Source organism: Spirillospora sp. CA-108201, from assembly GCF_050936235.1.
Lineage (GTDB): Bacteria > Actinomycetota > Actinomycetes > Streptosporangiales > Streptosporangiaceae > Spirillospora.
Genome location: NZ_JBNJNE010000001.1, coordinates 4,013,185 through 4,034,166 on the forward strand (window position 1 = coordinate 4,013,185; position 20,982 = coordinate 4,034,166).

Consider the following 20,982-nt stretch of genomic DNA (forward strand, 5'->3'; position numbering starts at 1 on the left):
GGGAATTCCGTAGAATTATGCGTTGAGCGCTTAGGCGGATCACCGTACGCTGAAGCCGAAATCTTCGGCAGTGCGTGCTCGATCCGTCATAGGCAGGCTTCGGTTGAACAGGTTTCGCTCCTTCGTCAGGTTCGCCTTCGGTGTCGCCCTCGTCGGCGTATTGATCAATCTGGTTTCCAGCGCCATCGACGAGCGCTATCCGGTCTTCCGGGACCTGCTGATCGGTGTCACGATTGCGGGCGCGGTCGGCTGGCTGCTCGTACTGCTCACCCAGTACGTCTTCTCCTATGTGGCGGGCGGCCGATACGCCGTCGAGGCGCTGATATTGAACTCGCGGAACGAACTGCTCATGTACCGGCACCCGCATCACAAGGTGATGCTGCCGCCCGGCGGTCGCGTGAAGCGCTCGGAGTTCCCCAACTTCGCGCTGCAGTTGCGGCTGGAGGAGCGACTGGGACTCAATCCGCGGCAGTACAGGTTCGACGACCACTTCCATCACGGCATCGACGAGAACACCGGGCATCTCGGCGAGATCCAGCGTTTCGCCGCGCCGTTCCTGGTGCAGCGCGAGATCCATCGCCAGCGCACCTTCGTGCGGTTCCACTACGACCTGATCTACGTCCTGCGGCTGCTGGACGACCACACGGCGCTCGACTCCCCGAAGTACGATCCCGTGCATTTCGTGGATCTCGCGGCGCTGCAGGAGATGGTGGCGCAGCGCCGGTCCTTCCCAGATGTCCTGGACGCCTACCGACGCGTCCTCGACACCATCGCCGGGGCACAGAGTTGATCAGGATCAGGTTTCCCCTCGGCGTCGCCGCACCCGCGTGGCTGCGCGACCTCGGCGACCATGTCGAGGTCACCGAGGACCCCTCCGTCATAGCGCTGGAGGAGGAGAAGAACACCGACCGGCAGCGGACCGCCGTCGATCGCGTCTTGCGCGGGGAGTTCGCTCGGCTGTGGTCCGCCGGGGACCGGGTCTTCGACCTGGTTTCGGTGGAGACGCGTTCGGGCTGCAACCACACCTGCACGTTCTGCCCGGTCGCGCGGGCGGTCGATCCCCGTCCCCCGGGCGAACTGGACCTTGCCGCGATCGAGCTGATCGCCCGGCAACTGGGCGACTTGGGCTACGCCGGACGGATAGCGCCGTTCGGCAACAACGAGCCGCTGCTCGACCTCCGGCTCCCCGAGATCGTGGCGACCTTCCGCCGCTCCTGCCCGGACGCCGACATCCGCGTCCTCACCAACGGCATCCTGGCCCGACCGCCACTGGTCGCCGAGCTGTTCGAGGCCGGGCTCTCCACGCTGTCCGTCAACAATTACTCGGACGGCAGACGCGTCATCGCTCCGGTCCGCCGGCTGCTGGCCGAGGCCGGCCACCTGCGGCATCATGACATCAGGATCAGCGTGCGGCGGCGAGCGGAGATCCTCACCACCCGGGCGGGCCTGGCGCCGAACAAGCCCCGCCCCGCCGTGGAACCCCGGGGCTTCTGCGCGCTTCCGTTCACCGACCTGCACGTCTCCTACACCGGTGAGGTCAACCTGTGCTGTTTCGACGCATACGGAAACATTCGTGTGGGAAACGTTGCCGATACTCCGTTGACGGAGATCTGGCGATCCCCGCTGCTCACCCGCTACCGCACGAGCCTGCTGCGGTCCGACCGCGCAGATCTCGATCTGTGCCGGCACTGCGACTTCGACGGCTTCCGGGCCCCCGCCACCGATGCGCCCCGGCCCCTGGTCCGCAACGACATCCTGACTCACGGAGAACCGACTCGTGAACAAGACTGAGGTCATCGAGCGCACCGCCGAATATGCCAGGGAGACGCTGCACTCGGACTCGTCCGGGCACGACTGGTGGCATGTGTCGAGGGTCCACCGACTGGCCCGGGAGATCGGCGCCGGAGAAGGCGCGGACCTTCACGTGGTCGAACTCGCCGCCCTGCTCCACGACATCTCCGACTACAAGCTCAACGGCGGCGATCTGGAGGAGGGCCCGCGCCGGGCGTTCGCATGGCTCACCGGCCTCGGCGAGCCGGAGGATCTCGCGCAGAACGTGGCGGACATCATCGGAACGATGTCCTTCAAGGGCGCGGGCACCGCGTCGGAGATGCCGACCATCGAGGGAAGGGTGGTGCAGGACGCCGACCGGCTCGACGCGCTCGGGGCCATCGGCGTGGCGCGCGCGTTCGCCTACGGCGGTTTCAAGGGCGAGCCGATGCACGTGCCCGACCTGCCGCCGCACCTGCACGCGTCGCTGGAGGAGTACCTCGGCCGCCAGGGCTCCACGATCAACCACTTCCACGAGAAGCTCCTGCTGCTGAAGGACAGGATGAACACGCCCGGTGCGCGCCGCCTGGCCGAGCGGCGGCACCGCGTTCTGGAGCGGTTTCTCGCCGACTTCCTGACCGAGTGGGACGCCAAGGACCTGACATGACCCCCGGCTCCGGCGCCCGGCCGGCCGGCGCCTCGGCCCCTGCCGCCGGCCGCACCGCCGCGGGCCGCCATGCCGAGGCGGTCTCGACGCTGCTCCGGTGGAGCGCGCCTGACACGGAGCAGGAGCGGCTCCGGCGGGAGTTCCTGGAGCATCTGGCCGGCCACCGCGACGGTACCGATCGCGGTTGCGGGTCCGGGCACATCACCGTGGGCGTCGCCGTCTTCGACCGGATGCTGGCGAACGTCCTGCTCACGCACCACCGCGGGCTCGACAGATGGGCCCAGCTCGGCGGCCACTGCGAGACCGGCGACTCCGGCCTCATCGCGGCGGCGCGGCGAGAGGCCGCCGAGGAGTCCGGCATCCCGGCCATCGATGTGGAACCCTCCCCCGTCCGGCTCGAACGCTACCGCGCTCGATGCCGCGGCCGGGATCTGCTGCATTTCGACGTCCAGTTCGCGGCGACGGCCCCGCCCCAGGCGGTGCCGACGCCCGCGGCCGGCGAGGACGAGGCGCGGTGGTTCCCGGTGCGGGCGCTGCCCGCCTCGGCGGACGAGTCCACGCGGAGCCTGGTCCGGCACGTCCTGGCCCTGCGGGATCTCACCCTCTGAGCGGGTGGCCTTCGAGCAGGGCGCGGGTGTTCTCCCAGCCTTCCAGGCCGGGATCGAGGAACCGCAGGTCGTCGAGGGTGCGGAGGCGGTGCCAGCCGGGGCCCTGCGGCACGAGCCCGTGGCGCGGCGCGGCGGCGCGGAGCCTGGCGAGGGCGTCCGGGGTGTCAAGGTCGACGTCGCGCAGGGCATCGGCCAGCCAGCCGGGCAGCGGGAGGCGGGCGGCGAGGGCGACCAGGCCGTTCCCGCGCGCTGCGGGGCCCTCGGCCTGGCAGGCGGCGGCCGGGGCGGAGCCGAGGGCGCGCAGGAGCTTGCCGATCAGCAGCGGCGGCAGGTCGGGGGCGTCGGGGGCGACCAGCGCGGCGGTCTCGGCGCCGAGGGCGTGCAGGGCGGCGAACGCGCCGGCGAGGGTGGCCTCCCGGACGATCGGCGTGCCCGGCCAGGTGACGGCCTCGGCGTCCGGCTGGTCGGGCGGGTCCAGGACGAGCGCGGGCGTCACCAGTTCGAGTCCGGCGACGACCTCGTAGGTGTCTTCGAGCAGCGCGAGCCGGTAGTCCTCCGGGTCGAGGCCGGGCGGCACGGCGGAGCGCGACGGCCACGCGAGCACGGCGGCGCAGCGCGCCGGACCCTCGCGCCGGTGGCCGTCGGCGACCTGGTCGGTCACCCGGCGGCCTCGTGCGGGTACTCGGCGCCGGAGCGCAGGCCGTCGCCGTGGTGGATGTCCGCGACGTCGCCCGGGGCGTCCGCTTCGAGCGGCAGGTGGGCGGCGGCGGCGACGCCCTCCAGGTAGCCGCGGGCGCGGTCGGCCTTCGGGTAGTTGCCGACCAGCTCCCAGAAGTCGGCGCCGTGCCCGGGGATGAGCAGGTGCGCCAGCTCGTGGACCAGGACGTAGTCCACGACCCAGCCGGGCATGCCGCGCAGCCGCGTGGACAGCCGGATGGTGCCGTCGTCGGGGGTGCACGAGCCCCAGCGGGCGCGCTGGTTGGCGACCCAGCGGACGCTGACCGGGTCGGCGCGGCCGGCCAGGTAGCGGCGGGACAGCTCGCGGGCGCGGGACTGGAGGTCGGCGTCGGTGGGCCGCCGCCGGCGCTCCCGCTCCGCGAGGCGTTCCAGGATGGTCGCGATCCATTGTTCCTCTTCGGCCTTGCTCAGCCTGGACGGAACCATCACCACCACCTTGTCGCCCTCACGGTAGGCGGACACGGTGCGCCTGCGCCTCGGGCTGCGGCGGACCTCAACGTTAGGGGGCACGGTCAGAACCGTACTCGAATTTTTGCCGAATCCACAGGGGGTGTTTGACGTTACCGCAGGTCAACCCCTACGTTTTAACCAGTTCTCCTACGCTTCCACCAATCCCGGCGGAGGGTTCCGCGGTGTGCCCGCGCCCTTTACTCTCCTGAGAATTGCGGGCTGCGCTTCTCCCGCTGCGCCGCGAGCCCTTCGCGCATGTCCCGGGACGCCATCGTCACGGGCTGGGCGAGGGACTCCCAGCGCAGCGCCGACTCCATGTCGGGGTGGCCGCCGTTCGCCAGGGCGACCTTGGTGAGCCGGGTCGCGATCGGCGCCTGGGCGGCGATCCGCGCGGCGACGGCGAGGGACTCCCCCAGCACGTCCTCGCGCGGGACGGCCCGGTTGACCAGGCCGTGCTCGGCGGCCTCGGCGCCGGTGAGGACCCGTCCGGCCAGCAGCATCTCGCGGGCCAGCGGAAGCCCGGCGACCTCGGGGAGCAGCCAGGTCGCGGCCATCCCCGGGTGCAGGCCGAGCGCGGTGAACGGGGCGAGCAGCTTGGCGTCGCGCGCCGCGTACCGCAGGTCGCAGGCCAGCGCGAGGCAGAGGCCGGCGCCGACGGCGTGCCCGTTGACGGCCGCGATCGTCGGGACCTCCAGGCCGCGGATCGCGAGCCACGTCCGGTAGAACTCCAGCATCCGGTCGCGCAGCGGCGGGACGGCGACGTCGCCGGCGCCCGCCAGCCAGGACAGTTCGCCGCCGGAGCTGAACGCGGTGCCGGCGCCGGTCACGACGACGCAGCGCAGCGCGGCGTCGGCGCGCAGGTCCTCGACGGCCCGCTTCCAGGCGGCGGTGAGGTCGTCCGCCATCGCGTTGCGGCGGCCGGGGTCGTTCAGGGTGAGGACGGCGACCCCGTCGGGACGGCGGTCGATCAGCAGCACATCGGCAGGCCTCGCGGACATGTCCGGCACCGTACCGCGCCCGCCCGCCCGGCGCGCCGCGCGGGTCCCGCCCGCGTGAGAAAGCGCACACTTACCGCATCCGACCAGGTCAGAGACTTCGACCGGTTCCGGCTCCGGGGAGAGTCGGGGATGGTTATGGCGTGAACGACAGTGGATCATCGACAATGGTCGGCGTGAGCGATCTTCCCCGCCGCGCGGTGACGCGGTCAGCAAAGCTGGCGTCCCTCCCCATCGGCTTCGCGGGACGCACCGCCCTCGGCATGGGAAAGCGGACCTTCGGCCGGCCGGCGGAGACGGTCGCGATGGAGATCCAGACCCGGACCGCCGAGCAGCTGTTCAAGGTGCTCGGCGAGCTCAAGGGCGGGGCGATGAAGCTCGGCCAGATGCTGTCGATCTTCGAGGCGGCGCTCCCGCCGGAGATCGCCGGCCCGTACCGGGCCACGCTGACCAAGCTGCAGGAGGCCGCTCCCCCGCTGCCGGTGTCGACCGTGCACGCGGTGCTGGAGGAGTTCCTCGGGGAGGACTGGCGGGACTACTTCGAGTCGTTCGACGACCGGCCGGCCGCCGCCGCGTCGATCGGCCAGGTGCACCGCGCCGTCTGGCACGACGGCCGGGCCGTCGCGGTGAAGGTGCAGTACCCGGGCGCGGGCAAGGCGCTCATCAGCGACTTCAACCAGCTCGCCCGGCTGGGCCGGCTGTTCGGGGTGCTGATGCCGGGCCTGGACGTCAAGTCGATGCTGGCCGAGCTCAAGGAGCGGGTGGTCGAGGAGCTCGACTACACGATCGAGGCCGAGTCGCAGACCCGGTTCCGCGAGGCCTACCTGGACGATCCCGACTTCGCGATCCCCGAGGTCATCGCGCAGTCCGGCAACATCCTGATCAGCGAGTGGATGGACGGCACCGCCCTCTCGAAGATCATCAGCGAGGGCGACCAGGAGACCCGCGACCACGCGGCCCTGCTGTACTGCCGGTTCCTGCTGTCGGGGCCGAAGCGGTCCGGGATGCTGCACGGCGACCCGCACCCCGGCAACTTCCGGCTGCTGGAGGACGGACGGCTCGGCGTCCTGGACTTCGGCGCCGTCGACCGCATCCCCGGCGGGTTCCAGCGGCGGCTCGGGCTGCTGCTGCGGATCGGCACGATGGCCGACATCGACGAGGTCGAGGAGGCCCTGCGCCGGGAGGACTTCATCCGCGAGGGCGTGGAGATCGACGCCGAGTCGCTGCAGGCGTTCCTCGCGCCGATCACCGAGCCGTTCGTCACCGAGACGTTCAAGTTCAACCGCGAGTGGCTGCGCGACATGGCCGCCCAGGTCACCGACCTGCGGCCCTCCAACGTCGTCCGGCAGCTGAACCTGCCGCCCGGGTACGTGATCATCCACCGGGTGCTGTCGGCGGGCACCGGCGTGCTGTGCCAGCTGGAGTGCGAGATCCCGGCCCGCGCCGAGTCGCTGAAGTGGGTGCCCGGGTTCGCCGACGACGCCGACGGCGAGCTGGTCGGCGGCTGACGCCTCCGCCCGGGAGGGGCCCGGAGAGGCCCGGGGCCCCGCGCACTGATGAGGTGCGCGGGGCCCCGCTCTTCGCGCGCCCGGTGAGTGGGCCACCGGACGCGCTCCACGCGCCCGCCGGGAGGCGCGCCGCCCGCCAAACCATCCAAGAAAGAACGGGCGGCGGCCTGCGACCGGCGTGCTCTGCGTCTTTCGGTCCCTCTCCGTTCGCGGGTCCCGGGCGGCCGCCCGGTCCCGGCTCGCCTCTCGGTCGCCGGTCAGTCCTGGTGCCGCGGCCGCTGCGGGTGCGCGTACGTCTCGCCGGCCGCGGTGGGCGCGAGCAGGACGCGCCGCACCCGCGACGCCCTGGTCCGCGCCTCCCGGCGGGCGCGCCTGAGCGCGACCACGCGCGCGGCGAGCTCGTCGGGCACGGTCGCGGGTATTCGCTCCCGGGACAGGTCATGGCTGAGCAACGTCATCTCGCTGAGCATCGTCATCTCGTTCTCCCCGGCCGCCCGGAGGCGCGGTCCCCGCGCGGGGGCCGCGCCTCCGGGATCGGTTCGGCCGATCACCGGCGTGGTGGGCATGATCGCCTCACACCGCCACTTCGTCGGGCCGCGGGTGCTTGCGCGGGCGGCCGCGCGGCCGCTTGCGCGGCACGATCACACCGCGGACGAACAGTTCGCCGCCCCAGACGCCCCAGGGCTCCTTGCGCTCCAGCGCCCCGGCGAGGCACTCCTTGCGGAGCGGGCACTCCAGGCACAGGGCCTTGGCGAGCTCGACGTCGGCGGGAGCCTCGGCGAAGAACAGCTCCGGGTCGGTCCGGCACGGAAGCGTGAGGTCCTCCTCGCTTACTGCGAGAGCCCCCTGCATCACAGTCACCCTTGTTCCTCTCGTTGGATCTCAACGGGCGTGTCGGTGGGTCTGGACAAAGAAGAAGGCCGCGGATCCGGTGTCGGGATCCGCGGCCTGGGGGCTTGCCGGTCTTCGTTCTAGACCGGTCGTCGCCTCCAGGGGAACGGACCCGACACGCCACCCTCGGGGGTGACGCCCGTGTGGGCCGTGGCCGGAGCCGGAGCGCTCATGTCCTCGAAAAGGTGTTCGGAGACACTGCGCCCCTGGTCGTCCTGGATTCGCTGCTCGAAGCGCAGTCCGCGCAGATTCGTGCCGCGCAGCCCGCGCTCGTCGAGCCGCCACATGCCGCGCTCACGCTGCCGCAGGGCGGACGCCTCGACGGACGCCCCGAAATACGCGACGGACTCGCCGGGCTTCGAGAGACGGGTCATCGGGGCGCGGGACACGGAGGTGCCGAGCATCGAGGTGCCGGGGCAGGCCGCGGTCCAGGACGACGCGGATTTGATCAACGTGTTGCTCACCGGACTGCACACCACCTCTCTGGCTCCTCGGGCCGGGTCCGGCGGATCCAAGATCCACACCGGTCGGCCGGTTGATTGCTCGCGTCGAGCGTACGGGGACTCCGCCGAATCAAGCAAGATATTTTTGACCTGCGGTTTCGTGGGTGACCTCACCCTCGTCCCGCAGAACCCGGGGCGTCTCGCGAGCGTCGAAACTCCCGGGAGCCCCGTACGGAACGATCATCTCACGGGCGGGGTCCGCGCTCGGTGTCGGAGACGCGGACGAGGCCCTCCTGCATGACCGAGACGACCAGTTCCCCCGAGCGGGTGAACACCTGGCCGCGGGCGAGCCCCCGCGCGCCGCCGGCGAACGGCGTGTCCTGGTAGTACAGCAGCCAGTCGTCGGCGCGGAACGGCCGGTGGAACCACATCGCGTGGTCGAGGCTGGCGCCCATCGTCCGCCGGTCGCCCCAGGCCAGCCCGTGGTTGAGCAGGACGGTGTCGAGCAGCGTCATGTCCGAGGCGTAGGTCATCAGGCACACGTGCAGCAGCGGGTCGTGCGGCAGCTCGCCGTCCACCTTCAGCCACACCTTCGACTCGGGCGTGGCGAGGGCGGGGTCCTTGGCCGCCTCCCACGTCAGCGGCGTCGCGTGCCGGATGTCGAACGGGCGGCGGGTGACGAACTCGCGCGCGCCGACCTCGCCGAACAGCGGCGTGAGGCGGGTCAGGCCGTCCGGCAGCGTCTCCGGGTCGGGGGCCTGCGGCATCGGGGCCTGGTGGGACGGGCCGTCCTCGGCGATCTGGAACGACGCCGACAGCGTGAAGATCGCCTTGCCGTGCTGGACGGCGGTGACGCGGCGGGTGGTGAAGGACCGCCCGTCCCGGACCCGGTCGACGGTGTAGACGAGCGGGACGAGGGGGTCGCCGGGCCGGATGAAGTAGGCGTGCAGCGAGTGGACGGGCCGGTTCGCGGGGACGGTGCGTCCGGCGGCGACGAGCGCCTGCCCCGCCACCTGCCCTCCGAACACGCGCTGCCGCCGCTCCTCGGGGCTGCGGCCGCGGAAGATGTCGTTCTCGATCTGCTCCAGGTCGAGCAGGTCCAGCAGTGCCTTCAGCGATTCCTTCACGGCCGCCAGTCTTCCTTATCGGTGCGGGTGAGCCGCGTCTCACCCCGTGGGGCCGGGCTCGCCCCGGCGCCCGGTCCCGCCCCCGGTACCAGGCCCTGTTGCGAAGTGGATCTCGGCGATGCGCGCGAACGCGTGAGCTGCCCGGTGGAGCGATGCCGGAGGCGAGCGGAACCGGGCAGATCGCGAAGCGATGCCGCGTTCGCCCAGGCCCGGTCACGCAGCGAGCCGCCAGGCGAGCGAAGTGAGCCGGGACTCGGAAACACAGCCGCCAGGCGAGCGAAGTGGGCCGGGGCTTTGAAACACAGCCTAGAGCCCGCAGAGGCCGAGGACGGCGTCGCCGTAGCGGTCGAGCTTGACCCTGCCGACGCCGGGGATGCGGGCCAGGTCCTCCAGGGACTCGGGGCCGTGCTCGGCGATCGCCTGGAGCGTCGCGTCCGTGAACACCACGTACGCGGGCACCTTCTGCTCGGCCGCCACCCCGGCGCGCCACTCCCGGAGCGCGAGGAGGAGCTCCTCGTTCAGCTCGGAGGGGCAGTCCTCGCAGCGGCCGAGCTTGCGCTCGACGGCGGCGGTCAGCGGGCGCCCGCACACGCGGCAGGGCTGCGGCCCCTTGGCGGGGCGCCGCTTCGACCGGTCGAGGCGCGCGGGCGTGTGCGTGGTGGTCTTGCCGGTCAGGCCGTCCAGGAAGCGGGAGGGGCGGCGCGCCTGCGTCCCGCCCGGCGAGCGCGCCAGCGCCCACGACAGGTTCAGGTGCACGCGGGCCCGCGTGACGCCGACGTACAGGAGGCGGCGCTCCTCCTCGATCTGCTCGGGCGTCTTGGCGTAGATGATGGGCAGCGTGCCCTCGGCCAGCCCGACGAGGAACACCGCGTCCCACTCCAGGCCCTTGGCGGCGTGCAGCGAGGCGAGCGTGACGCCCTCCAGCGGCGGGGCGTGCTGGGCGGCGGCGCGCTCCTCCAGCTCGGAGACGAACTCGGGGAGGCCGGCCCTGGGGTTGTCGGCGGCCATGTCCTCGGCGAGCTGCGCCAGCGCCGCGAGGGACTCCCAGCGGGCGCGGGCCGCGCCGGCGCCCTCGGGCGGCCGGTCGGAGAACCCCGCCCCGCTCAGGACGTGCCGGACGGTCTGGATCAGCCCCGTCCCGTCGGTCTCGGCGTCGGCGCCCGCCCTCGCCGCGCCGCGCAGCCGGACCACGGCCTCGCGCACCTCGGGCCGCTCGAAGAAGCGCTCCGCGCCGCGCAGCACGTAGGGGACGCCCGCGGCCCCGAGCGCCGACTCGTACGTCCCGGACTGCGCGTTGATCCGGAAGAGGATCGCGATCTCCCGCGCGGGGACGCCCTCCTCGATCAGCTTGCGGGCGCGCCGCGCGGCGTCGTCGGCCTCGGCGACCTCGTCGTCGTACTCGTCGAACACGGGCTCGGGCCCGTTCTCGCGCTGCGCGACCAGCTCCAGCCCGTGCCGCGCGCCGCGCGCCTGCCCGATCACCCCGTTCGCCAGCCGGACGACCTGCGGCGTCGAGCGGTAGTCGCGGACGAGCCTGACGACCTTGGCGTCCGGGTGCGTGCGGGTGAAGTCGAGCAGGTGGGAGGGGGACGCGCCGGTGAAGGAGTAGATGGTCTGGTTGGGGTCGCCGACGACGCACAGGTCGTCGCGGTCGCCGAGCCAGGCGTCGAGGAGCAGCTTCTGCAGGGGGTTGACGTCCTGGAACTCGTCGACGACGAAGTACCGGTACTGCTCGCGGACCTGGTTGGCGACCTCGCGGTGCTCGGTGAGGACGGCGGCGGTCAGTTCCAGCATGCCCTCGAAGTCGAGCAGGTTGCGCTCGCGCCTGAGCTGCTCGTACATCGCGTAGACGCGGGCCACGTCGACGACCTCGGCGGGCGGGCGGCGGCCCGCCTTCACGACCGCGGCCGGGTAGTCCTCGGGGCGGTTCTGGGTGACCTTCGCCCACTCGATCTCGCTCGCGACGTCGCGCAGTTCGGTGCGGCCGAGGGTGATCCGGCACGCGCGCGCCGCGTCCGCGACCAGCCCGATCTTCGAGTCGACGATCTTCGGCGGCTCGCCGCCGACGACGCGCGGCCAGAAGTAGTGGAGCTGCCGCAGCGCCGCCGCGTGGAACGTGCGGGCCTGCACGCCGGGCGCGCCGAGCTGCCGCAGGCGGCTGCGCAGCTCCCCCGCGGCGCGTGTGGTGAACGTCACGGCGAGGACCCGCTGCGGCGTCACGACGCCGGTGAGGGTCGCGTAGGCGATCCGGTGGGTGATGGCCCTGGTCTTGCCCGTTCCGGCGCCCGCGAGGACGCACACCGGGCCCTTCACCGCCTCGGCGACCGCCCGCTGCTCCGGGTCGAGTCCCTCCAGCACCGACTCAGCTGACATTCCCCCATACTCGCAGCCCGCCTCACCTGTCTCGGCCACCCCGCCGCCTGTGGACGACGAGGAATGGGAAAGGGCCGTCCGCTGTTCTCTCCGGGGTACACCCCCGATCGCAAGGAGACGCGGAACCGATGGCGACGCCGACGACCGACCGGGCCAGGGGCGCGGCCGGCCAGCTCACCATGTACACGACGACCTGGTGCGGGTTCTGCCGGAGGCTGAAGAGCCAGCTGGCCCGCGACGGCATCCACATGGTGGAGGTCGACATCGAGCGCGACCCCGCCGCCGCCGAGTTCGTGATGAGCGTGAACGGCGGGAACCAGACGGTCCCGACCCTGGTGTTCCCCGACGGCACGGCCGCGACCAACCCCAGCGCCAAGGAGGTCAAGCGCCGCCTCGCGCAGATCGCCGAGGCGGGCTGAGACCCACGCAGAGGCCCGCCGACCGGACGGTCGGCGGGCCTCTCCGTGCGCGGGGCCTTCCTAGAACGGCGGCATGTTGGGGAGTTCGCCGCCGTACCAGCGCATGATGAGCTGGGCGGCGATGGACAGCGGCCCCGGCGCGACGATCTCGCCCGCGTCGATCGCGGCGCGCAGCTCGTCGCGCGTGTACCAGGCGGCGTCCAGGATCTCCTCGGGGTCGGGGCGCAGCGGGAGGCCCCCGTCCGTCCGGGCGGTGAACCCGAGCATGAGGCTCTGCGGCAGCGGCCACGGCTGGCTGCCGAGGTAGCGCACGTCCCGGACGGGCAGCCCGACCTCCTCCTCCACCTCCCGCGCGACGGCCTGTTCGAGGGACTCGCCCGGTTCGACGAACCCGGCGAGGATCGAGCGGCGGTCGGCGGGCCACTGCGGGCCGCGGGCCAGCAGCACGCGGTCGGCCTCGTCCGTGACCAGCATGATCACGGCGGGGTCGACGCGCGGGAAGTGCTGCGAGCCGTCCTCGGGGCAGACGCGCACGTGCCCGGCGGACGCCACGCGCGTCTGCGCCCCGCACCGCGGGCAGTGCCGGTGGGTGGCGTGCCAGTGCTCCAGGGCGACGGCGTGGGTGAGCAGCCCCGAGTCCCGGTCGCCGAGGAGGGCGCCGACGCGGCGCAGGCCGGCCGGCTCCGCCCCCTCGATGACGGGCAGCGGGCCGCTCACCCCGAAGTGGGCGACGCCGTCGCCGTCGACGCCGAGGAGCCACCGGTCCCCGTCCGGCGCCCGGTCCGGCGGGACGAGGACGAGCGCGGGGGCGGGCTCGAAGGTGACGAGCGACCGCCCCTCCTCGATGACCAGGACGCGCGTCAGGGGGTCCGCCCATGCCCCGTCCAGCCAGTCCTCGTCGCGCCGGTTCAGCGCGACGCGGTCGAGCGTGCCGCGCGCGAGCGCGAGCCACTCCAGCGGGGCGGTGGACGTCTCCTGCGCGGCAGGCGGCGTCTCCTGCGGGGCGTCGGTCATCGTGCTCCTCTCCGGCGTGTTCAGCGCAGCGCGGCCGCGAGTTCTTCCCACAGGTAGGCGGCGGTCTCAGCGCCCTTGAGCAGCAGCGGGATCTCGACCTTCTCGTTGGGGGCGTGGATGCGGTCGTCGTCCAGCCCGACCGCGACGAAGACCAGCGGCGCGTCCAGGATGTCGGCGAGGTCGGCCTCGGGGCCGCTGCCGCCCTCGCGGGTGAACAGCACCTCGGAGCCGAAGGCCCGCTCCATGGCGCGCCGCGCGGCCCTGACGCCGGGCGAGTCGATCGGCGAGAAGCAGGGCCGGACGCCGCCGCCCGGGACGCGGACCTCGGCCTCGACGCCGGGCGGCGCCTGCTCGGCGACCCACGCCTCGAACCGCGCCTGGATCTTGCCGGGGTCCTGCCCGGCGACGAGCCGGAACGAGATCTTGGCGTGCGCCTCGCGGGGGACGATCGTCTTGCCGCCCGGGCCGGTGTGCCCGCCCCACATCCCGTTGATCTCGGCGGTCGGCCGGGCCCAGACGCGTTCGAGGGTCGTGTAGCCCTTCTCGCCGTAGGCGGCGCGGCTGTTCCCGGCGGTGCGCAGCCATTCGGCCTCGTCGAACGGCAGCCGCGCGAACAGCTCCCGCTCCTCGTCGCTCAGCGGGACGACGTCGTCGTAGAACCCGGGGACGGCGACGCGGCCGTCGGCGTCGTGAAGCGCGGCGAGCAGCGCGGCCATCGCGTGGAGCGGGTTGGGGACGGCGCCGCCGAACGAGCCGGAGTGCAGGTCGCCGTCCGGGCCGCGCAGCGTGACCTCGGCCTCGGCGAGGCCGCGCATGCCGGTGCACATGGACGGCACGTCCGCCGCCCACATGGTGGTGTCGCTGATGACGACGGCGTCGCAGGCGAGCCGGTCGCGGTGGGTGCGCAGCAGCTCGGCGAAGTGCACGGAGCCGGACTCCTCCTCGCCCTCCACCAGCAGCCTGACGGTGACGGGCGGGGCCTGGCGCCCGGACGCGGCGAGCGCCGCGCGGATCCCCAGGGTGTGGAAGAAGACCTGCCCCTTGTCGTCGGACGCGCCGCGCCCGACGAGCCGGTCGCCCCTCTCGACGGGCTTGAACGGGTCGGTCTCCCACTCCTCCAGCGGCTCGACCGGCTGGACGTCGTGGTGCCCGTACACGACGACCACGGGGGCCTCCGGGTCCTCGGCGGGCCATTCGGCGAACACCGCCGGCAGGCCGGGCGTCTCCCAGACCTCGACGGTGGGGAAGCCCTGCCCGCGCAGGTACTCGGCGAGCCATCCGGCGGAGGTGCGCACATCCTCGGCGTGCGCCGGGTCCCCGGAGATGGACGGGATCGCCAGCCACTCCTTGAGGTCGGCGACGAACCGGTCGCGGTCCGCCTGGATGAAGGCGACTACGTCGTTCACCTGCATGCCCCTTCGCATGTCGTAATGTCGGGCTGAGTGACCTCTGTCCGGGATCTCCGGACGTCCCGACCCCTCGGGTTCCCCGAGGCGGGACCTCACAGTAAGGGATCGCCTTGCCTCGATCGCGGGAGTGGCCTTGATCCTCATCGACCCGCCGCTGTGGCCCGCGCGGGGACGCGTGTGGTCGCACATGGTCAGTGACGTTTCCTACGAGGAGCTGCACGCCTTCGCCGCGGATCTGGGCATGCCGCCGCGGGCGTTCGAGCGCGACCACTACGACGTCCCGTCGGAGCTCTACGAGGCGGCGCTGCTCCAGGGCGCCGAGGCGGTGGGCTGCCAGGAACTGCTCTTGCGGCTGACCGGGGCGGGCCTGCGCCGCCGCAAGGCGTACCGTTCCCGGGCGGTCCGGCTGGGCGGTTAGGCGTTGAGGAGCAGCAGTTCCGTCCGCATGTTGGTACGGGCGCGCTCCTCGAAGCGCTCGCGCGCGGCGGGCGTGTGGAAGAGCCGGGGCAGGGCCAGGAGGCCGTTGAGCACTTCGGCCCGTCCCGCGCGGAAGAACTCGTCGGGGACGAACGCGTACTCCTCGCGGACGGCGGCGGCGTAGGCGGCGTACTCCTCGGGCCCGGCGCCGAGGACGGCGAGGTCGGCGTCGCAGAGGACCTGCCCGTCGCAGTCGCCCTCCTCGGGCGCGTGCGTGGCGGTCAGCTCGACGAGCCGGACGACCCGCGCGACGACCGCCTCCGAGATATCGGTGTCGGCGAGCATGCGCGCGGCCAGGCGGGCACTGCGCTCCTCGTTGTCGGCGCGCTCGGGGTCGTAGACGGCGTCGTGGAACCAGGCGGCGATCCGGACGGCGTCGGGGTCCCCGGCGTGCCCGGCCAGCTCGTCCACGAGATCGAGCACCGCGGTCAGGTGCGCGCGGGTGTGGTAGCGGCGGTGCGGCTCCCCGTAGCGCTGGTCGAGCTCGCTCCCGATGTGCCGGGTGTGGGGGCCCGCCAGCGCCACCCACCGGTCGACAAGATCCATGGGCCCATCCTGGCGGATCGCGGGACGGGCCGGGACACGCGGTGCCATCGTTCTTGCGTGCGGAGGGCGCCCCGGCCACTATGGTTGATCACTGCGAGTTAGGCAAGGCTTACCTCACTCACTGGAAGGGCCGGTCGTGGCCGCCTCTCTCTACCTGGTCGCCGGCAAGGCGACCGACTCGGTGACGCACGGGTTCCTGCCCGCCGCCGCGCGCCTGGGCCTCGACGTCGCGCTCCTCACCGACCGTCCCGCCGCCCACGACGCCGGCGTGCCGGTGGTCGCGTGCGACGTCTCCGACTTCCGCGACATCATCGCGCGCGTCGAGGACGCCGCCGCGCGCGGCGGAGGCGAGCCCGCCGCCGTCTTCTCCAACAGCGACTTCCTCCAGGCGCCGGCCGCTCTGGCCGCCGCCTACTTCGGCCTGCCCGCCAAGGACTGGCGGGCGGCGACCCGGGCGAAGAACAAGGCGCTCATGCGGCGGCACCTGGCGCCCCTCGACCCGGTCTTCTCGGCGGACGCGGGGCGCGTCCCGGCGGACGCGCCGTATCCCCTCGTCCTCAAGCCGCGCGAGGGCGTGGCGAGCGAGGACGTGTTCCTCGTCGGCGACGCCGCGCAGCTGGACGCCCGGGTGGAGGAGATCAGGGCCCGCCGCGGCGACCCGCTCGTGGCCGAGGAGTACCTGCCGGGCCGCCTCCACACGCTGGAGACGCTGGGGGACGGGCGGGAGCTGCGGGTGCTCGGCTCGTTCCGCACGACGCTCTCGCCGCCGCCGTTCTTCGTGGAGGAGCGCCTTGAGTGGGCGCCCCCTCCCCCGGAGACGGCACAGGTCCTGCGGCAGCTGGAGGCGCTGGGCGTCGGTTTCGGTGCCTGCCACACCGAGTTCGTCGTCCACGAGGGGCGCGCCCGCATCATCGAGGTCAACTACCGGCTGATCGGCGACCACTGCGACTTCCTGCTGGCCGATCTGCTGGGCGTGCCCCTCTTCGAGCAGATCCTGCGGGTCCATCTCGGGGAGGCCCTGCCGGGGCGGCAGGTCCCCCGTCCGCGCCACGCCGTCGCCGAGCCCGTCATAGCCGATCGCTGCGGCACGCTCACCGCGGCTCCCGGCCCCTTGCAGATGGACGACGGGCCGGTGCACCTGGCGTACCGCCCTCAACGCGCGGTGGGCGACACGGTGTCCCTCACCCGCACCAACCGCGACTACCTGGGAACCGTACGGGCCATCGGCCCCGGGCCGGACGAAGTGAACGCCGCCCTGGCCCGGTTCCGCGCGACCCACGACTGGACGATCGCGTGACCGGCGACGATGCCGAAGGCCCGCTCGCGGCCCGTGTGCTGGACGCGCTGCTGAGAGAGGACTACTCGGGCCTGAGACACTTCGTCCGGGGCCACACGCTGGAGCTTCCGGGCCGTTCGGTGCGTCTTCTGGAAGCTCGGCCCGCCTTCCTCTCGAAACTCGTCGTGGACCCTTGGCAGGGCCTGAGGCTGAGCGACGTCTTCGATGCCGTCCGTCTGGTGGCCGACCCGCGTGACGACACGACGTCCTTCGAACGCGAGTGCTTTCAGGCTCTGGCGGCCATCAAGCTGCACGACGACGCGCGCCCGGCCGTCCACCGGCGGCTGGGACGCCTCCCGGCCGAGCTGCGGACCGGCCCCGGCACGTTCTACGAGACGCTGGCGGCCTACAACGGCCATCCCGTGCATCCGACCGGACAGAGCCGCTCCGGGCTGTCCCTGGCCGAACTGAGCCGCTACGCGCCCGAGTTCGCGCCGTCGTTCCCGCTGCGCTGGGCGGCCGTGCGGAACGCGACGCGGGCCGGGGCGCTTCCCGACTGGTGGCCCGCGCCGTCCGACGTCGGACTGCGGCGGGCGGATGCGGGCGCGCTGTTCCCCGTCCATCCCCTGGCGGCGCGGCAGGTGCGCTCCCAGCCCGGCGCCACCCTCGCACCTCAGCCGTACTTGCAGGTCATGCCCACTCTGTCGATGCGGACGGTCGCCGCCGCGCCGCTCGACCACGTGAAGATGCCGCTGCCGACGAGCACCCTCGGCCTCCGCAACCGGCGCACCATCATGCCCGGCACCCTCCCGGACGGCGCGCTCGTCGAACGGATCCTGCGCCAGGTCCTTTCACAGGAGCCGTCGCTTCCCGTCCTTCTCGCCGACGAGCAGACCTACGGCCATGCCGACGACCCGCTCCTCGGCTATCTGGTGCGGCGCTTCCCCGCGGAGACTGCGCGCGCACACATCGTCCCTGTCGCGGCCCTACTCGCCGAGTCACCGGACCAGGGTCACGTCATCGAGCACTGGGATGTCGAGGCGCTCTTCGGCGCCTACCTGTCGGCGCTGCTTTCCTGGAACGTGACGCTGTTCCGGTACGGCATCGCGCTGGAGGCGCACCAGCAGAACGTGGCACTCGTCTTGGACGAGTCTCCGCTTCGCCTCCTCATCAAGGACAACGACGGCGCGCTGATCGACCCGTCCCGCCTCAGGGAGCGCCTGCCGTCCGCCCCCGGCACGGACCCCCGCGACCTCGTCGACCGCAGGATGACGACCTCCGATCCCGAGGCCCTCGCCCGCGTCTTCGTCACCATCACCCTGCACCTCTGCGCCGCGGCGCCCGCGCTGGGCCTGGCCGAGCGGGGCCTGCTCCCCTGGCGGACCGGGCGCCGGATGATCCGCGAACGGCTCGACGGGGCGCTCGGGCCGCAGGACGCGTTCCTGCGCGCCCGCACGCTCGACGCCGGAACGCTGCCCGGCAAGGCCATGGTCACCGCAGGAACCCTCGTCGACAAGGCCAGGACCGGCGCGGCCGACATCAACAAGCACTACGGCCCACCGGGGCCCAACTACCTACTGGACACGACGTGCTGCTGACAGAACCGGCCGTCACGGCCGACGACGCCACCGCGACCGCGCTGCTCAACTGCCTCATCCGGGAGGTGTGCGGGCCCGAGCAGCAGATCTGGCCGGACGGCGCCCGACTGGTGTTCCGGCTCCCCCGCGCGGGGGTCGTGCTGCGCGCGGGGCTGGCCCGTCCCCCGGTCGGGGCGACCTGCCGCCTGGCGCCGCCCTACGAGGAGCGCCGCGAGGACGAGTGGACAGCGGCTCCCTGGGACAGGCTGGCGAACCTGGTCGCGGGCGAACTGGAACTGGCGACCGGCTTGCCGAACCCGGAGTTCCTCGTCCAGGTGGACGGCAGCCACACCGCGCTCACCGCGATCCTCGCAGCCAGAGGTGAGCCGGCTGAAGACCGCTACATCGACTCGGAGCAGTCTCTTGTCGCCGGACACCGTTTCCACCCGTCTCCGAAGGCCCGCCAGGGCGCGCCGGAGGAGTGGCTCCCGTACGCGCCCGAGGTGAGGACTCGGTTCCGTCCGCTGTGGCTGGCCGTTCCTGCGGAGCTCGTCGCCGAGGAGGGGGCCGCGGAGGCGTTCGCAGAGCTGGAAGCGCATGGCCCCTCAGTGCCGTCTGGGCGTCGGTTGCTTCCCGTTCATCCGTGGCAGTTCTCCTTGCTGGCGGACAACCCCGCCTTGCAGAGGGCTTTGGCGAACGGCTCTCTGGTCGATCTCGGCCCATCCGACATGGAGGCCGTGCCCACCTCGTCCGTGCGGACCGCGTACCTGCCGGACGCCGACGTGTTCTGCAAGTTCAGCCTGGACGTGCGCATCACGAACTGCGTCCGCAAGAACGCCTGGTACGAGCTGACCGGCGCGATGACGCTCGACGAACTGCTGCCGCCCATTCTGGAGAAGCTGAACGCCACGTTCCTCAGAGAACCCGCCTACCGCAGCGTCGCCCTCCCCGACCGCCGCCTGTACGAGGGCCTCGGAGTGATCCTGCGGCAGGGCGTCAGGTCCCTTCCCGGCACGCCCCTCCTCGCGGGCGCCTTGGCCGACCCCTACAACGCTTTCCTCGCCGGCCTGCCCGCCCTCTCGTCGCCGGACGGCGCCCAAGCCTGGTGGGACGCATACGTAGCCCATGTGGCACCGCCCGTACTGGGTGCTTACCTGGACCATGGCGTCGTCCTGGAGCCTCACTTGCAGAACGTCCTCGTCTGCGTCGACACCGACGGCATGCCCATCCATGCCGTGTTCCGCGACATGGAAGGCACCAAACTCACGGCCGGCCACTGGGACCTGTCGCATCTGCCCTCCCGTGTGGCCGAGAGCCTCACCTACGCCCCCGACCGGGGCTGGAACCGCGTCGTCTACTGCCTCCTCGTCAACCACCTCAACGAGATCGCCGCCGCCGTGGCCGACCTCCACCCGTCCTTGGACGAGACCCTCTGGCGCACGGCGCGCGGGCACTTCGCCGCCTTCGACCATCACCCGCAGGTGAGGGCTCTTCTGGCCGGTGTGCCGCTGCCCGCCAAGGCCAATCTCCGCACCCGCTGGTCACGGACGGCCGACCGCGGCGCGGCCTACGTCCCCGTCCCCAACCCGCTCGCCGCGCCCCGCCCGCTGTGAACGAGTTCGCGCTGAGCCTCGACCGGTACCCGGCCTACGTCTACGACCTGCCCGGCCTCGAAGCCCACGTCCGGGACATCCGCGCGGCGCTGCCCGGCACGGAGGTCTTCTACGCCGCCAAGGCCAATCCGGACGCCGAGATCCTCCGGACCCTCGCGCCTCACGTCGACGGCGTGGAGGTGTCGTCCGGCGGTGAACTCGCCCACGTCCGGGAAACCCTTCCCGGCAAGCCGGTGGCTTTCGGCGGGCCCGGGAAAACGGCTGACGAACTGGCGTTGTCCCGAACGCTCGGCGCCGACCGGATCCATGTGGAAAGCCCGAACGAACCGGCCCGCCTGGCCGCCTTGGGGCCCGCCGACGTCCTGCTCCGCGCGAACCTGCCCATGGACGTGCCGGACGCCGCCCTCACCATGAGCGGCCCTTTCGGCATGGACGAGGAAACCCTCGACCACTGCGCCGAAGTCTTGGCCGAGTATCCGAATCTCACGCTCCGAGGCGTCCACGCCCACCTGGCCTCCGGGCTGGACGCGCCGGTCATGCTCGACCTGGCGCACCGGATAGCGGAATGGGCGCTGCCCTGGCTCCGCTCCCGAGGAGTAGAAGACCCCGAACTGAACGTGGGCGGCGGCATGGCGGTGGACTACGCCTCGCCGGAGACCCGCTTCGACTGGCGGACCTACGGGACGGGCCTGAGCCGCATCCCCGCGAAGGTCCGCATAGAACCGGGACGGGCGATGACCGCCTACCACGGCTGGTACGTCACCGACGTTCTGGACGTGAAGACCACGCGCGGCGAGACCTGCGCCATTCTCCGAGGCGGCACGCACCACCTGAGGACTCCCGTGACGAAAGGCCACGATCAGCCTTTCAGGGTTCTCACCGCGAGCGGCCCGGAGCGCCGGGCCACCCTCGTGGGCCAGCTCTGCACGCCCAAGGACGTCTTCGCACGCGACGTCCTCGTCCCGCCGCTGGCGCCAGGCGACGTCATCGCCTTCACCATGGCCGGCGCCTACGCCTGGAACATCTCCCACCACGATTTCCTGATGCACCCGAAACCGGATTTCCACTACCGGCGCTGACC

The 20,982-nt window shown here is 72.4% G+C and carries 22 protein-coding genes; 11 read left to right on the forward strand and 11 right to left on the reverse strand.

Annotated elements, in window-relative coordinates:
• Positions 1-103 precede the first annotated feature (103 nt).
• Genes ACQEU6_RS19470 through ACQEU6_RS19485 form a run of 4 tightly spaced genes read left to right on the forward strand, consistent with a single transcriptional unit; the run spans position 104 to position 3,045 of the window.
• On the forward strand, positions 104-790 hold the full coding sequence (locus ACQEU6_RS19470; RefSeq protein WP_499333783.1) for an NUDIX hydrolase: 687 nt from the start codon (positions 104-106) through the stop codon (positions 788-790).
• Positions 787-1,791, forward strand: coding sequence for a radical SAM/SPASM domain-containing protein (locus ACQEU6_RS19475; protein ID WP_499333784.1), 1,005 nt, complete (start codon positions 787-789; stop codon positions 1,789-1,791). Before ACQEU6_RS19470 ends, ACQEU6_RS19475 begins: the two co-directional genes overlap by 4 nt.
• Positions 1,778-2,437: an HD domain-containing protein gene (locus tag ACQEU6_RS19480; RefSeq protein WP_499333786.1), complete on the forward strand. Its 660-nt coding sequence runs from the start codon at positions 1,778-1,780 to the stop codon at positions 2,435-2,437. Before ACQEU6_RS19475 ends, ACQEU6_RS19480 begins: the two co-directional genes overlap by 14 nt.
• Positions 2,434-3,045 carry an NUDIX domain-containing protein gene (locus ACQEU6_RS19485; RefSeq protein ID WP_499333787.1) on the forward strand — a complete coding sequence of 204 codons (612 nt, stop codon included), beginning with the start codon at positions 2,434-2,436 and terminating at the stop codon, positions 3,043-3,045. Before ACQEU6_RS19480 ends, ACQEU6_RS19485 begins: the two co-directional genes overlap by 4 nt.
• On the opposite strand, the gene ACQEU6_RS19490 is transcribed toward ACQEU6_RS19485, so the two are convergent.
• The 3 genes from ACQEU6_RS19490 to ACQEU6_RS19500 all read right to left on the reverse strand — a co-directional run bounded on the left by ACQEU6_RS19490 (position 3,035) and on the right by ACQEU6_RS19500 (position 5,231).
• Positions 3,035-3,706, reverse strand: coding sequence for a DUF2064 domain-containing protein (locus ACQEU6_RS19490; protein WP_499333788.1), 672 nt, complete (start codon positions 3,704-3,706; stop codon positions 3,035-3,037). The genes ACQEU6_RS19485 and ACQEU6_RS19490 overlap by 11 nt on opposite strands.
• A complete protein-coding gene (locus tag ACQEU6_RS19495; protein ID WP_499340261.1) occupies positions 3,703-4,245 on the reverse strand; it encodes a M48 metallopeptidase family protein in 543 nt (180 codons plus the stop codon). Before ACQEU6_RS19495 ends, ACQEU6_RS19490 begins: the two co-directional genes overlap by 4 nt.
• A 185-nt stretch (positions 4,246-4,430) precedes the next feature.
• The gene (locus tag ACQEU6_RS19500; RefSeq protein ID WP_499333789.1) at positions 4,431-5,231 is read right to left on the reverse strand and encodes an enoyl-CoA hydratase/isomerase family protein; all 801 of its coding nucleotides are present in this window, start codon (positions 5,229-5,231) and stop codon (positions 4,431-4,433) included.
• Between the two features lie 173 nt (positions 5,232-5,404).
• Here ACQEU6_RS19500 and ACQEU6_RS19505 point away from each other — a divergent pair, with 173 nt between their 5' ends.
• Positions 5,405-6,736, forward strand: coding sequence for an ABC1 kinase family protein (locus ACQEU6_RS19505; protein ID WP_499333791.1), 1,332 nt, complete (start codon positions 5,405-5,407; stop codon positions 6,734-6,736).
• Positions 6,737-6,993: 257 nt separating this feature from the next.
• Here ACQEU6_RS19505 and ACQEU6_RS19510 read toward each other — a convergent pair whose 3' ends face one another.
• The 5 genes from ACQEU6_RS19510 to ACQEU6_RS19530 all read right to left on the reverse strand — a co-directional run bounded on the left by ACQEU6_RS19510 (position 6,994) and on the right by ACQEU6_RS19530 (position 11,570).
• The gene (locus ACQEU6_RS19510; protein WP_499333792.1) at positions 6,994-7,212 is read right to left on the reverse strand and encodes a hypothetical protein; all 219 of its coding nucleotides are present in this window, start codon (positions 7,210-7,212) and stop codon (positions 6,994-6,996) included.
• A 97-nt stretch (positions 7,213-7,309) separates the two neighbouring features.
• Positions 7,310-7,588 carry a WhiB family transcriptional regulator gene (locus ACQEU6_RS19515; protein ID WP_052357680.1) on the reverse strand — a complete coding sequence of 93 codons (279 nt, stop codon included), beginning with the start codon at positions 7,586-7,588 and terminating at the stop codon, positions 7,310-7,312.
• 119 nt (positions 7,589-7,707) lie between these two features.
• Complete coding sequence (locus ACQEU6_RS19520) at positions 7,708-8,091, reverse strand: hypothetical protein (RefSeq protein ID WP_499333794.1); 384 nt, start codon at positions 8,089-8,091, stop codon at positions 7,708-7,710.
• A 224-nt stretch (positions 8,092-8,315) separates the two neighbouring features.
• Positions 8,316-9,197, reverse strand: a complete 882-nt coding sequence (gene tesB, locus ACQEU6_RS19525; protein ID WP_499333796.1) for an acyl-CoA thioesterase II — start codon at positions 9,195-9,197, stop codon at positions 8,316-8,318.
• A gap of 306 nt (positions 9,198-9,503) precedes the next feature.
• Positions 9,504-11,570, reverse strand: coding sequence for an ATP-dependent DNA helicase UvrD2 (locus ACQEU6_RS19530; RefSeq protein WP_499333797.1), 2,067 nt, complete (start codon positions 11,568-11,570; stop codon positions 9,504-9,506).
• A 128-nt stretch (positions 11,571-11,698) separates the two neighbouring features.
• On the opposite strand from ACQEU6_RS19530, the gene ACQEU6_RS19535 reads away from it, so the two are divergent.
• Positions 11,699-11,989 (forward strand): mycoredoxin, encoded by a 291-nt coding sequence (locus tag ACQEU6_RS19535; protein WP_499333799.1) that lies wholly within the window; start codon positions 11,699-11,701, stop codon positions 11,987-11,989.
• Positions 11,990-12,049: 60 nt separating this feature from the next.
• On the opposite strand, the gene nudC is transcribed toward ACQEU6_RS19535, so the two are convergent.
• Together nudC and ACQEU6_RS19545 are read right to left on the reverse strand one after the other, a co-directional pair.
• Complete coding sequence (gene nudC, locus ACQEU6_RS19540; protein ID WP_499333800.1) at positions 12,050-13,003, reverse strand: NAD(+) diphosphatase; 954 nt, start codon at positions 13,001-13,003, stop codon at positions 12,050-12,052.
• A 20-nt stretch (positions 13,004-13,023) separates the two neighbouring features.
• The gene (locus ACQEU6_RS19545; protein WP_499333802.1) at positions 13,024-14,409 is read right to left on the reverse strand and encodes a dipeptidase; all 1,386 of its coding nucleotides are present in this window, start codon (positions 14,407-14,409) and stop codon (positions 13,024-13,026) included.
• 136 nt (positions 14,410-14,545) lie between these two features.
• Here ACQEU6_RS19545 and ACQEU6_RS19550 point away from each other — a divergent pair, with 136 nt between their 5' ends.
• A complete protein-coding gene (locus ACQEU6_RS19550; protein ID WP_499333803.1) occupies positions 14,546-14,830 on the forward strand; it encodes a DUF4031 domain-containing protein in 285 nt (94 codons plus the stop codon).
• Here ACQEU6_RS19550 and ACQEU6_RS19555 read toward each other — a convergent pair.
• The gene (locus ACQEU6_RS19555; RefSeq protein ID WP_499333804.1) at positions 14,827-15,435 is read right to left on the reverse strand and encodes an HD domain-containing protein; all 609 of its coding nucleotides are present in this window, start codon (positions 15,433-15,435) and stop codon (positions 14,827-14,829) included. The two genes, ACQEU6_RS19550 and ACQEU6_RS19555, sit on opposite strands and share 4 nt — an antisense overlap.
• A gap of 136 nt (positions 15,436-15,571) precedes the next feature.
• Here ACQEU6_RS19555 and ACQEU6_RS19560 point away from each other — a divergent pair, with 136 nt between their 5' ends.
• Genes ACQEU6_RS19560 through ACQEU6_RS19575 form a run of 4 tightly spaced genes read left to right on the forward strand, consistent with a single transcriptional unit; the run spans position 15,572 to position 20,980 of the window.
• A complete protein-coding gene (locus ACQEU6_RS19560; RefSeq protein WP_499333805.1) occupies positions 15,572-16,732 on the forward strand; it encodes an ATP-grasp domain-containing protein in 1,161 nt (386 codons plus the stop codon).
• On the forward strand, positions 16,729-18,309 hold the full coding sequence (locus ACQEU6_RS19565; RefSeq protein WP_499333806.1) for an IucA/IucC family protein: 1,581 nt from the start codon (positions 16,729-16,731) through the stop codon (positions 18,307-18,309). Before ACQEU6_RS19560 ends, ACQEU6_RS19565 begins: the two co-directional genes overlap by 4 nt.
• Complete coding sequence (locus tag ACQEU6_RS19570; protein ID WP_499333807.1) at positions 18,300-19,901, forward strand: IucA/IucC family protein; 1,602 nt, start codon at positions 18,300-18,302, stop codon at positions 19,899-19,901. The genes ACQEU6_RS19565 and ACQEU6_RS19570 overlap by 10 nt, the downstream gene beginning before the upstream one ends.
• The gene (locus ACQEU6_RS19575) at positions 19,898-20,980 is read left to right on the forward strand and encodes an alanine racemase (RefSeq protein WP_499333808.1); all 1,083 of its coding nucleotides are present in this window, start codon (positions 19,898-19,900) and stop codon (positions 20,978-20,980) included. Before ACQEU6_RS19570 ends, ACQEU6_RS19575 begins: the two co-directional genes overlap by 4 nt.
• Positions 20,981-20,982: the final 2 nt, after the last annotated feature.